The sequence below is a fragment of the Marinobacterium sp. YM272 genome (assembly GCF_050908845.1).
Taxonomy (GTDB): Bacteria; Pseudomonadota; Gammaproteobacteria; order Pseudomonadales; family Balneatricaceae; genus Marinobacterium_D.
Genome location: NZ_CP194171.1, coordinates 2,012,378 through 2,024,030 on the forward strand (window position 1 = coordinate 2,012,378; position 11,653 = coordinate 2,024,030).

Consider the following 11,653-nt stretch of genomic DNA (forward strand, 5'->3'; position numbering starts at 1 on the left):
CCCGCCACTTGTTCCGCCACTTAAGCCGCCGCCGGTTTTGGCCAATGCCAGTTGTCCAGGGTTTCCTGCTCGGGCTGCATCGCGATGCAGTCTTCCGGACAGGCGTCTACACATTTGCCGCAGCCGGTACAGGCATCGGCAAAGACCACATGAATCTGCTTGTTGGCGCCCATGATCGCGTCGGTGGGGCAGACCCGGTAACAGCGGCAGCAGCCGGTACACAGTGACTCCTCGATACTCGCCAGCATCGGTTCGGACGCCATACCAGACAGGTCGGCGTCGACGCCAAGCTTTTCGGCCAGGGACTGCGCCAGTGCGCGGCCGCCCGGCGGACAGCAGGTTACCTCCGCATCGCCGGCGACCATCGCCTCGGCAGCGCCGCTGCAGCCAGGGAACCCGCATTGGCCGCAGTGGGTGCCGGGTAGCATCGACTCGACCTCTTTCACCAGTGGGTTCTCTTCCACGGCGAACACCTTATCGGCGTAGCCAAGCAGCAGGCCCAGAGCCAGGCCAAGAAGTGTCAGGACAGCAACAGCAGTTACCATGGCGAATATCTCCTCTTTGAGGGCGGGCTCAGACGAGTCCGCCAAACCCCATGAAAATCATCGACAGTAGGCCGGCAGTTACCAGCCCCACCGGTGCGCCGGCGAAGGTGGCCGGTACGTTCGACAGTGCCAGGCGCTCGCGCAGCCCGGCGAAGATGATCAGCACCATCGAGAAGCCGATAGAGGCACCAAAGCCGTAGACCACGCTCTCGATAAAACTCAGTCCCTCCTGCACGTTGAGCAGCGCCACGCCGAGCACGGCGCAATTGGTGGTGATCAGCGGCAGGAAAATACCCAGCGTCTGGTGCAGCAGCGGGCTGGTTTTTTTCACCATCATCTCGGTGAACTGCACCACCGCGGCGACCACCAGGATGAACGAGATGATGCGCAGGAACTGGAGGCCGAGCGGCTCCAGCAGGTAGTACTCCATCAGCCAGCTGGACACGCTTGAGAGCGTGAGTACAAAAGTGGTGGCCAGCCCCATGCCGGTGGCGGTACTGAATTTGTTGGACACGCCCATCAGCGGACACAGGCCGAGGAATTTGACCAGCACCACGTTATTCACGAGTACAGTGCCGATAAACAGGGTGATCAGTTCCATGTCGCGCTTTACCTCCAGACAGGCAGATAGTCTTCTGGGGTGGAATTTGCACCAAGCGTGCCATGGTTAAGCGATTGAAAAATAAAGGAGTAATTTGTCGGTCGCCTGTGTGAATAGCGACATTGTTGGTTTTGTAACAGATCGGTGCAGGCGTGCACTTTAATGTGTCGCCCTTGCTACATTCACCCCTGTTTTTATGTGGTCTTTCTTTATATATAGGAGATCGGTCGGGTGGCGCAGTAATTGCTTCCTCAGCATATCCCGTCACCAAAGGAGCCTAGCGTATGGCGCAAACGAAGAAGCCAGGTATCACCGATGAGACTCCTGTCCTTGAGAATAGTGAGCTGTTACAGGGCCTGCCGGCCAGCGTGTTTTTTCAGGCAGTAGAGCACTCGCCGGTCGCGATCTCGATTACCGATCTTCACGCCAATATTCTTTACAGCAACCGGGCCTTTACCAAGGAAACCGGTTATGAGGCCAGCGAAGTGCTGGGCCGTAACGAGTCGGTACTTTCCAACCGCAACACCCCACGTCTGGTTTACGACGCACTCTGGGGTCGGTTGCAACAACTCAAACCCTGGTCTGGCGTACTGGTCAACCGGCGTAAGGATGGCAAGCGCTACCTGGCCGAGCTGATGGTTGCGCCGGTGCTGGATGAAGAAAACCAGCCGATCCATTACCTGGGTATGCATCGCGACGTTACGGAACTCTACTCGCTGGAACAGCGGGTGCAGAACCAGAAGGCGATGATCGAAAAGGCGGTCAACGCCGCCAACGTGGCGATGGTACTGCTTGATGAGGAGGAGAAAATTGTCCTCGATAACCTCGCTTACAAGACGCTCGCCACCGATATGTGCCCGCAGGAGCCCAGCCATGTGATCCTGCGCGCCCTGCAGGACGATATGGGCGAGCGTCTGGACACCATCCGTGAGCGTGGCGTTGGCTTCAGCGATTACGAGGTGCGCCTCGATATCGGCAGAAACAGCACGCCGCGCTGGTTCTCCATCGATGGCAGCATGATCGAGATCGGCGATGAAACCGCCGACTCCTTCTTCGCTCAGCCGGAGCGTCGTTACCTGATGCTGGTGATCAACGATGTCACCGAGCTGCGCCGGCGTCAGCATGCCGAGCAGATGAATGCGCTCAAGCTGCTGATCGCCGAAGAGGAAGCGCTGCAGAGTATGCGCGAGGCACTTAACGGCGCGCTCTATCAGTTCCAACGCCCGTTGAACCTGATGAACGCCGCGGTGCGCATGCTGGAACAGCGTAAGGGTGACGAGGGTGCGCTGACGGAGCAGGTGATCGGAGCGCTGCGTGAGGCGATTGGTGCCGGCAACGAAGCGCGCGAAAAGCTGGAACAGGCGCTGCCCAACGAAACCCCGGGCGTAAAGAGTTCGATCAACATGAACGAGCTGCTGCGCAATGTGCTGGAGCTCTCCACCTCTGATCTGCTCAAGCACGGCATTCTGGTGGATTGGCATCCGCCGCTGCACATGCCGGCGATGATCGGTTTTGAGAGCCGCCTGCACAGCCTGTTCAAGCAGCTCGTCGATAACGCTATAGAAGCGATGGCCTCAAGTGGTACCTCGCGCCGGGAGCTGAGTATCGTGGCCCGGGTGGAGGGGGGCGACGTGGTCGTCAATATCTCCGATACCGGCCCCGGTGTATCCGAAGAGAACCGTACCCGCGTATTTGAGCCGTTCTTCAGCACCAAACCCAATACCAACAAGGGTGCCGGCTATGGCATGGGCCTGACCATCGTTCAGGAGATCGTCGCCGAGCACCTGGGAACCGTACATATCGATCCCCTCTACCAGGAGGGCTGCAGAGTCTGTGTCCATCTACCCCTGGGAACAGCCCGCAGCTAAGGAGCCGATTATGACGATGCAAGGAATTTTTACCCCGCGTAACCGTTCCGAGCTGCTCGACCGGCAGCTCAGCGTTCTCAGTATTGTGTGCCGGACGCTGACACGATCACTGGACCTTAAGGCCAGTCTCGATGAGCTGCTCAAGGTGCTGCACGTCGAAGGCGGCATGAAGCATGGCCTGGTGGCGCTGATGGATCCTGAGCTCGGTGAGCTCTGCGTCAGCGCCGTTCACAGTGGCTCCGAGATGGTCCAGCAGGCGAAAACAGCGGTCCGTTACCGCCGTGGCGAGGGGATTATCGGCACCATACTCCAAAGCGGTAACCCGGTGGTGCTGATGCGGCTATCCTCGGAACCCAAGTTCCTCGACCGGCTGGCTTTGTATGACTGGGAAGCGCCGTTTATCGGCGTGCCGCTAAAAGACCAGAGCGGCGAGGTGATCGGTGTCCTCAGTGCCCAGCCCGCTTCGGAGCTGGAAGAGTTTCTGGCCGATGAATCCCGTTTCATGGAGATGGTCGCCAACCTGGTGGTCCAGGCGGTACGGCTATTGGCCCAGGTACAGACCCAGCAGCGTAATATCACCGACGAGCGTGACGAGCTGCGCCGTACCGTGCGTGGCAAATTTGGTTTCGAGAACCTGATGGTGGGTCATACCACGCCGATGAAGCAGGTGTTCGACCAGATCCGCCGCGTCGCCAAATGGGATACCACCGTGCTGATCCGCGGCGAATCCGGTACCGGTAAGGAACTGGTGGCCTGCGCCATTCACTACAACTCGCCCAAGGCGCACAACAGTTTTGTACGCCTGAACTGTGCCGCGCTGCCGGAAAACCTGCTGGAGTCGGAGCTGTTCGGCCACGAAAAGGGCGCGTTCACAGGTGCTGTGAAGATGCGCCAGGGGCGTTTCGAACAGGCCGATGGTGGCACCCTGTTCCTCGACGAGATCGGCGAGATATCACCACTGTTCCAGGCCAAGCTGCTGCGTGTGCTGCAGGAGGGCGAGTTTGAGCGGGTCGGTGGTAACAAGACGATCAAGGTCAATGTGCGTATCGTTGCGGCGACCAACCGGGATCTGGAACAGGAGGTGCGGGAAGGCAACTTCCGCGAGGACCTGTACTACCGCCTCAATATCATGCCGATCAACCTGCCGGCCCTGCGTGAACGGAACGCGGATATACCTGAGCTGTGTAACTTCCTGCTGGATAAACTTTCCAAGAATCAGGGACGTAAACTCAGCATCACCGATGCGGCGATCCGCGTACTGGTGGGGCACAACTGGCCGGGCAACGTACGCGAACTGGAAAACGTACTCGAGCGTGCGGCGATCATGACCGAGGATGGCACGATCGAACCCTCGACCCTGTCCCTGCAGGGGATCGCTATGCAAAGGCCGGTTGCAGCGACACCGGCGACTATGCCGGTGTCTTCTGCCGTCGCCTCTGCACCAGCGGAGGTTTCTCCGATGCTGGACGATCCGGGGCTCGATGAGCGGGAGCGGGTGGTCGCTGCCCTGGAGCAGGCCGGCTGGGTACAGGCCAAGGCGGCACGCCTGCTCAATATGACCCCGAGACAGATCGCCTATCGTATCCAGACCATGAATATCGATGTGAAGAAGATCTGATCCAGTCGTCGTCAATAAGTCTCTAAGCCCCGTACCGGTTCAGCCGTGGCGGGGCTTTCTCTTTTCTTGTTTCGCTTTGGGGGCGGCTAACAAAGCCGGATGTAGTAGATATGACAATGCCCCGCCGTCTGTATCACAAGACACAAGAAAATCCTCCCCTAAATCAATATAAATCCTTTTAAAACAGTTAGATAAAGAATGGCCCATCGATTGCAACTCTCTTGTCAGCAGGTGATCTGCAACTGACAACCGGCCCTGAGGCCTCAGAGGAGTGAAAACGATGGAGTTGACAGTCCTGAACGAAGAACAGAGTCCGAGCACTGAAGGCGGTTGTTCAGCCAGTGCCTGCGGCAGTAACGATGATCAGCTGGCACATCTGTCAGACGAGATCAAACAGAAGGTTCACAACCACCCGTGCTACTCGGAAGAGGCTCACCACTACTTTGCCCGTATGCACGTGGCGGTAGCGCCGGCCTGCAATATCCAGTGCCACTACTGCAACCGCAAGTACGACTGCGCCAATGAGTCGCGCCCGGGTGTGGTATCCGAGCTTTTGACCCCGGATCAGGCGGTGAAGAAAACCAAGGCGGTGGCGGCCAATATCCCGCAGATGACCGTGCTCGGTATTGCCGGCCCCGGCGATCCGCTGGCTAACCTGGATCGCACCTTTGAGACCTTCCGTCGCCTCAGTGCCGAAGCACCGGATATCAAGCTCTGCGTCTCCACCAACGGCCTGGCGCTGCCGGACGCGGTGGAAGAGCTGGCCAAGCACAACATCGACCACGTCACCATCACCATCAATACCGTGGATCCGGAGATCGGCGCCAAGATCTACCCCTGGATCTACTGGAACAACCGCCGTATCCGCGGCAAGAAGGCCGCCAAGATCCTGATCGAGCGTCAGCAGAAGGGTCTCGAGATGCTGGTGGAACGCGGCATCCTGGTGAAGGTGAACTCGGTGATGATTCCGGGTGTGAACGACGACCACCTCAAGGAAGTCAGCCGCATCGTCAAGCAGAAGGGCGCCTTCCTGCACAACGTGATGCCGCTGATCGCCGAAGCCGAACACGGCACCTTCTACGGTGTCATGGGGCAGCGCGGACCGAGCAACGAAGAGCTGATGGACCTGCAGGATGCCTGCTCCGGCGACATGAACATGATGCGCCACTGCCGTCAGTGCCGTGCCGATGCGGTGGGTCTGCTCGGTGAGGACCGCGGTGATGAGTTCACCATCGACAAGATCGAGGCGATGGATATCGACTACGACGCGGCGATGAAGAAGCGCGCCGTTATTCATCAGGGTATCGAGGAAGAGCTGGCGGAGAAGGAAAAACGCCGCGCTGCGCTGGCGGCGGTCAAGGTGCCCAGTGGTCCCGCCGTGGACAACAAGCACTTCCGTCCGGTGTTGATGGCGGTGGCCACCAGCGGTGGCGGCATGATCAACCAGCACTTCGGTCATGCCACCGAGTTCCTGATCTACGAAGCCTCGCGCGATGGTGTGCGCTTTATCAGCCACCGCAAGGTCGATCAGTACTGCATCGGTAACGATACCTGCGGTGAGAAGGAAAGTGCGCTGGCCGGCAGTATCCGGGCCCTGTCGGGCTGCGAGGTTGTGCTCTGCTCCAAGATCGGTTTCGAGCCCTGGGGGCTGCTGGAAGAGGCTGGTATCGCGCCGAACGGCGAGCATGCCATGGAGCCGATCGAGGAAGCGGTCATGGACGTCTACGAAGAGATGATCAAGACCGGCAAGCTGGATGAAGCCAAGTCCGAAGACAGCCAGATGACCGCCTGAGGAGGTAAGCATGTCTCTTAGCATTATCGAAAGCTGCGTTAACTGCTGGGCCTGCGTGGATGTATGCCCGTCAGACGCAATCTACGACGCCAAGCCGCATTTCATGATCGATGCGAAAAAGTGCACCGAGTGTGAAGGCGATCATGCCGATCCCCAGTGCGCGAGTATCTGCCCGATCGAAGGCGCGATCCTCGATGCTGCTGGCGAGGCAGTGAATCCGGCCGGCTCCCTCACCGGGATTCCACCGGAGATGATGGAAAAAGCGATGGCCGAGATCCAGGCACGATAAGGGGCGAAGCGATGGCTGAGGTGATCTTCTACGAAAAGCCTGGTTGCATAAACAACCGCAAGCAGAAGCGGCTGCTGCAGGAGGCGGGGCATTCCCTGGATGCCCGCAACCTGCTCAGCGCCCAGTGGTCACCGGACAGCCTTCGCCCCTTTCTCGGCACCGAGGTGTCGGGCTGGATCAACAAGAGTCATCCGGATCTGAAAGCGGGCAAACTGGCGCTCGATCTGAAGGATCCCGAAGCGGTGTTGGCGCAGCTGTGCGCTGATCCGCTACTTATTCGACGTCCGTTGATGGTAGTCAGCGGACAGTGTCTGCAGGGTTTCGATGCCGGGCAGATCGATCAGTTGATCGGTTTGAAACGGCTTCCGGATGAGGATATCGAAACCTGTCCCAAGAGCCACACGCTTGACGCGTGCAAAGCGGAGTCGGCCTGATGGCGATGGCAGCGGTGCAGACACTGAACCAGTTAGAGCGATTGATGGCGGTCGCGGCGGGTGGAGAAACCGACCGTCATCTCGCTCACCTAATCCTCGGTCCCCGTCTTGGGATCGGCTGCCTGCCCCTGAACCTGGGGTTGGAGGCGGCGCAGTTCGACGCTCTGGTCGAACGGTATTTCAGCGATGATAGCGATCTCATCGCCGCTGATCCGGCGGAACAGCATCTGATACAGACCCGTTCGGAACTGCGCGAAGAGCTGATGCGCATCCGCGATGACGAACGTGTCGAGCTGGTCGAGCTGCTGGAAAGCTTCCGTGTGCCCAGTGCACCTCAAGAGCTGTCGTTAATCATCGCGACTGGCTGCCTGGGTGGCGATCACCTCTGGCGTGACCTGGGCTTTCCGGACCGCTCGCTGTTAAGCGAGATGATGCAACTGGCTTACCCGGCGCTCAAATCGCTGAATGATCGCGATATGAAGTGGAAGCGGTTTTTCTACAAACAGCTTTGCGAGCGTGGCGGTGGTTATGTCTGCCGCGCACCGAGCTGTGATCAGTGCAGTGCCTATGCCGACTGCTTCGGACCGGAGGAGTAGCCATGGCCGTATTAGCCGCGAATACCCAAACGTCCGCGATGGAGCAGCTCCGCGCCTATCATGAGCTCAGTAAGCACCGCTTCGAGGGCTATGCGCCGGGGCCGGAAACACTGGACTGGGATGACCAGCCCAACGTATTTCGCAGTTTCGACGGTGCGCCGCGCATTGCGCTGCCGTTGCCGGATGATCGTGCCGACGCAGCCGATGCCGGCATCCTGTTTTCGGGCCAGCTTGAGCCCCGGGCGCTGACACCTGCAAGCCTGTCTGAGTTTCTGCGCTATGCCGCCGGGCTGACCGCCTGGAAGGCGTTCGGACCGGATCGCTGGTCGCTTCGTGCCAACCCGTCCAGCGGCAACCTGCACCCGGGTGAAATCTATCTGTTACTGCCGGCCTCTAGTCATTGGGCTGCTGGGGTCTATCACTACGACGTGCTGAATCACTGTCTTGAGCAGCGCCTTGAGCTGTCAGCAGACAGTGTCACAGGTCTTAGCCTGGTGCTGACCTCGGTGCTGCAGCGGGAAGCCTGGAAATACGGTGAGCGCAGCCTGCGTTACTGCCTGCTTGATAGCGGACATCAACTGGCACAGTGTCAGGCCTCGGCGGCTTTGCAAGGCTGGACGTTTGAGCTGGCTGGTTCTGATCGGGACGTTCTTGCGACGATCTGCGGTATCGATCGACCCGAATACCAGGGTGTGGAAGCGGAGCACCCGGAGCTGCTGTTAAAGCTGACCGATAGCGTTATGGATATCGCCAAACTGGCTGAAGAGTGCCGGGCGTCCGGTGACTGGAAGGGCACACCCTCACGTCTGGGACCACGTCCGCTGCAGCGCTGGCGCGAGTGCGAGGCGATGGCGGGGCAGTTTGATACGCAGATGTCCGCCCAACTGGTCAGCGTACCGAGTGAGATGGCCGAGTTTGCCAACGCAGAACTGAATGCCAGGCAGACAGTGCTGCAACGGCGGAGTGCGCAGGGCTATGACAATAATCGAAGGCTCAAGTGTGAAGAGTTCAGTGCTCTGTTACGGCCGCTGATGCCGGGCCTCAGCCGCATGCAATTGGAGCCCGTTGGTGTGCACCTGTTGCTGTTCGTACACAACGTGGAAGAGCTGGAACCGGGGCTTTACCTGATGCCCCGCTCTGAATCCGGTGATGCACTACTGCGCAGTGTTTGTACCCGCTGGCCGGCGCTGCAGGAGGTCTATCCCGCCCCTGAGCTGCGGTTGTTGAAGCTGAAAACCGCCAATACCCGCAAGGCTGCAGCGCAGTTGTGCTGCAACCAGATGATCGCCGCTTCCAGCGCCGTCACCCTGATGATGCTGGCTGAGTTTGACGCGCCGCTGCAACACCAGGGTTTGACCGCCTATCAGCAGCTCTACCGAGAGGCCGGGATGTTGGGGCAGAACCTTTACCTGGCCTCCTCGGCATTGGGACTCAATGGCACCGGCATCGGCTGTTTTTTCGATGACGGCGTGCACCAGCTACTCGGTATCGAAGACCAGTCATTACAGGTTGTTTATGGCTTTGCTGCCGGTGAAGGCCTGAAGGATGAGCGGGTCAGCGGCATGTCCGGCTACCACCATCTGCGGGAGGTGGCCGATGCCTAGTATCAGGAATTCAGCAGATCGACCTTGCCGGGAGAAGCGTGCATGAATACAGCAGATAACCCCAATGCGGCAGGTGAGTACGGCATGACGGCGCTGATGCAGGCCGCTCACCGCGGCGACAGTCCGGAGGTCGACAGGCTGATCGGCCTCGGCGCCGAGGTTAATCAACGTAACGATGACGGTAACAACGCGCTCTGGTTCGCGATCCGCTCCGGCGATGCGGCTACGGTGGGTATGTTGATCGGCCAGGGTGTCGACGTGGACAACCAGAATGCCAACGGCGCCACGCCACTGATCTGGGCTGCATCCGCGGCGCGTCGCGAAATGGTCGAGATTCTGCTGGCCAGCGGCGCCAACACAGGGCTTAAAACGCTGGACGGTTTTTCCGCACAGGAAGTTGCCGGCAGCCGAGAGATCATGAAACTGCTCATGGCCACGCACCGCCAGGCGGTAGGCCAATAAACCTGAGGTACGCACCATGACAACTGAAGACAAGATCCGTAAACAGCTGGCCGATAACCCGATCCTTCTCTACATGAAGGGTACGCCGGAAGAGCCCAAGTGCGGCTTTTCGCGCAACGCGGTTGAGGCCCTGAAAACCACCGGTACCGGCTACGCCTTCGTCAACGTACTGGAAGCACCGTTTATCCGCGAAAAGCTGCCCAGCGTATCGAACTGGCCAACCTATCCGCAGCTGTTCATCGAAGGTGAGCTGGTAGGTGGCAGCGACGTGATTGTTGCCATGGTCGAAGACGGCAGTCTCAAGCCGATGATGGATGCCGTGGGAGGTGCCTGATGGAGACCAGTGAAATCGAAGCGATCATCCAGCAGGCGCTGCCGGATGCCGAGATCGATGTCAGCGGTGAAGAGTGCAGTTTCACCCTCGCCATCATCAGCGAATCGTTCGAAGGGCAGAACCTGATGCAGCGGCAGAAGTCGGTCCTTGCGCTGTTTCAAACCCAGCTGAAGACAGGGCGCCTGCATGCGCTGACGATCAAGGCTTATACGCCGGCGCAGTTTGCCGAATTGCAAAACACACACCTGGTCCAGCTCGAGTGCTGATCGCCCGGTGACAAGCGGAGGTGCCCACCATGAAAGCACTGATACCCCATGAAAACAGCGATCAGGCCCTCGACCAGTTTGCCAGCCTGACTGAACGCAGCGGCATAGGGCGCGGTATCGCCCGTGTGGCGATGCTGCTGGCCGCCGGTCGCTACTGCCGTCATCGCCACCTGTCGATCGGTCGCCAGTCCACCTTCCAGCGAAAACTGATGGAGAACCACGATGAGTACTGAAGAGAACCTGTTTGATGACGAGTTCGTTGAAGCCACCAACAAGCTGATCGAGATCGCCAACGAGATGGGCGCCAAGCATGGCGAGCACAAGATGGGTGTCGCATTCATCTATGCCGCCGCCCGCTTTAATGCCTACATCGCCGCCAGCAGTGTAACCAGTGCCGATGAACTCTCCGGCAAGCGCGACAAGGCGGTGGAGTACTTCACCGACCGTTTCCGCAAGCTGTATGACGGCAACCTGATGGACTATATCGCCAACTTCGAGGAGTACATGGGAGTTGCCCAGTCGGAGCAGTCTGAAACCGCGCACTAACGCGAACTTCAGCGTTGGCCGGTTTAAGCCACAAACCGGCCGTTTCCCCCTGGTTTCTGCAAAGTCACCTTCACCGCGTAGCTGCTACTGCATGCTTCATGCGACCATAGAGCCGCTATGCAATCCCGTCTGCATCACGACGAGTCCCTCTGACTCGAGTTTTACCCCAGACTGTCGGCAGCTGCCAGCATCATCTATATTAGAAAACCTGGGTGACTGGAGTACCCGGTAATCCTGAATATAAGGTGCATTGAATAGCAGGGTCTAAATATATGGATATATTGGTGTTCGTTGGCGTTTTAATCGTTGTTATCGGCGGAATTGGATTTCTGATAGCTGCCTTTAGAACAAGTATTTTATGGGGGTTGGCGTGCCTGATAATCTCGCCCGTTTCGATTATCTATTTAATACTTCATTGGTCTGAAGCGAAAAATCCATTTTTTCTGCAGCTGGCGGGACTGGCAATCATTCTCATTGCTGGATCTATGGGTGCAAGCATGCCAATGCAGTAACTGAATTAAAGCCCTTCGAAATTGAGCTGGAATTTATACGGCTGAGGTTTTTCAGCTACTTCGTATTAAAGATTTCATAGCTAACTGGGTATTTCAACGCCGGATATTCCATCTACCGAAAAGCCTGCGATAAATTCTATAAAACGGGAAAGGAAAATAGCTGGGGCGCCAGGGCGTCGGTATAAG

The 11,653-nt window shown here is 58.4% G+C and carries 15 protein-coding genes; 13 read left to right on the forward strand and 2 right to left on the reverse strand.

Annotated elements, in window-relative coordinates:
* Nucleotides 1-20: 20 nt before the first annotated feature.
* Together ACQUQP_RS08955 and rsxA are read right to left on the reverse strand one after the other, a co-directional pair.
* Nucleotides 21-545, reverse strand: a complete 525-nt coding sequence (locus ACQUQP_RS08955) for an RnfABCDGE type electron transport complex subunit B (protein ID WP_432698452.1) — start codon at nt 543-545, stop codon at nt 21-23.
* Between the two features lie 28 nt (nt 546-573).
* Nucleotides 574-1,146 (reverse strand): electron transport complex subunit RsxA, encoded by a 573-nt coding sequence (gene rsxA / locus ACQUQP_RS08960; protein WP_432698453.1) that lies wholly within the window; start codon nt 1,144-1,146, stop codon nt 574-576.
* A gap of 284 nt (nt 1,147-1,430) precedes the next feature.
* On the opposite strand from rsxA, the gene nifL reads away from it, so the two are divergent.
* The 13 genes from nifL to ACQUQP_RS09025 all read left to right on the forward strand — a co-directional run bounded on the left by nifL (nt 1,431) and on the right by ACQUQP_RS09025 (nt 11,467).
* Complete coding sequence (nifL, locus tag ACQUQP_RS08965) at nt 1,431-3,014, forward strand: nitrogen fixation negative regulator NifL (RefSeq protein WP_432698454.1); 1,584 nt, start codon at nt 1,431-1,433, stop codon at nt 3,012-3,014.
* 10 nt (nt 3,015-3,024) lie between these two features.
* Nucleotides 3,025-4,632 carry a nif-specific transcriptional activator NifA gene (gene nifA / locus ACQUQP_RS08970; protein WP_432698455.1) on the forward strand — a complete coding sequence of 536 codons (1,608 nt, stop codon included), beginning with the start codon at nt 3,025-3,027 and terminating at the stop codon, nt 4,630-4,632.
* Nucleotides 4,633-4,912: 280 nt separating this feature from the next.
* The gene (gene nifB, locus ACQUQP_RS08975) at nt 4,913-6,424 is read left to right on the forward strand and encodes a nitrogenase cofactor biosynthesis protein NifB (RefSeq protein WP_432698456.1); all 1,512 of its coding nucleotides are present in this window, start codon (nt 4,913-4,915) and stop codon (nt 6,422-6,424) included.
* A gap of 10 nt (nt 6,425-6,434) precedes the next feature.
* Nucleotides 6,435-6,713, forward strand: a complete 279-nt coding sequence (locus tag ACQUQP_RS08980) for a 4Fe-4S binding protein (protein WP_432698457.1) — start codon at nt 6,435-6,437, stop codon at nt 6,711-6,713.
* An 11-nt stretch (nt 6,714-6,724) separates the two neighbouring features.
* The gene (locus ACQUQP_RS08985; protein WP_432698458.1) at nt 6,725-7,147 is read left to right on the forward strand and encodes a hypothetical protein; all 423 of its coding nucleotides are present in this window, start codon (nt 6,725-6,727) and stop codon (nt 7,145-7,147) included.
* On the forward strand, nt 7,147-7,743 hold the full coding sequence (locus ACQUQP_RS08990) for a nitrogen fixation protein NifQ (RefSeq protein WP_432698459.1): 597 nt from the start codon (nt 7,147-7,149) through the stop codon (nt 7,741-7,743). Before ACQUQP_RS08985 ends, ACQUQP_RS08990 begins: the two co-directional genes overlap by 1 nt.
* Before the next feature lie 2 nt (nt 7,744-7,745).
* The gene (locus ACQUQP_RS08995; protein WP_432698460.1) at nt 7,746-9,347 is read left to right on the forward strand and encodes a nitroreductase family protein; all 1,602 of its coding nucleotides are present in this window, start codon (nt 7,746-7,748) and stop codon (nt 9,345-9,347) included.
* Between the two features lie 42 nt (nt 9,348-9,389).
* The gene (locus ACQUQP_RS09000) at nt 9,390-9,809 is read left to right on the forward strand and encodes an ankyrin repeat domain-containing protein (protein ID WP_432698461.1); all 420 of its coding nucleotides are present in this window, start codon (nt 9,390-9,392) and stop codon (nt 9,807-9,809) included.
* Between the two features lie 16 nt (nt 9,810-9,825).
* Nucleotides 9,826-10,143, forward strand: coding sequence for a Grx4 family monothiol glutaredoxin (gene grxD, locus ACQUQP_RS09005; protein ID WP_432698462.1), 318 nt, complete (start codon nt 9,826-9,828; stop codon nt 10,141-10,143).
* Nucleotides 10,143-10,409: a BolA family protein gene (locus ACQUQP_RS09010; RefSeq protein WP_132286824.1), complete on the forward strand. Its 267-nt coding sequence runs from the start codon at nt 10,143-10,145 to the stop codon at nt 10,407-10,409. The genes grxD and ACQUQP_RS09010 overlap by 1 nt, the downstream gene beginning before the upstream one ends.
* Nucleotides 10,410-10,438: 29 nt before the next feature.
* A complete protein-coding gene (locus tag ACQUQP_RS09015) occupies nt 10,439-10,642 on the forward strand; it encodes a hypothetical protein (protein ID WP_432698463.1) in 204 nt (67 codons plus the stop codon).
* Nucleotides 10,632-10,955, forward strand: coding sequence for a DUF3144 domain-containing protein (locus ACQUQP_RS09020; protein WP_432698464.1), 324 nt, complete (start codon nt 10,632-10,634; stop codon nt 10,953-10,955). Before ACQUQP_RS09015 ends, ACQUQP_RS09020 begins: the two co-directional genes overlap by 11 nt.
* A 272-nt stretch (nt 10,956-11,227) precedes the next feature.
* The gene (locus ACQUQP_RS09025; protein ID WP_432698465.1) at nt 11,228-11,467 is read left to right on the forward strand and encodes a hypothetical protein; all 240 of its coding nucleotides are present in this window, start codon (nt 11,228-11,230) and stop codon (nt 11,465-11,467) included.
* Nucleotides 11,468-11,653 lie beyond the last annotated feature (186 nt).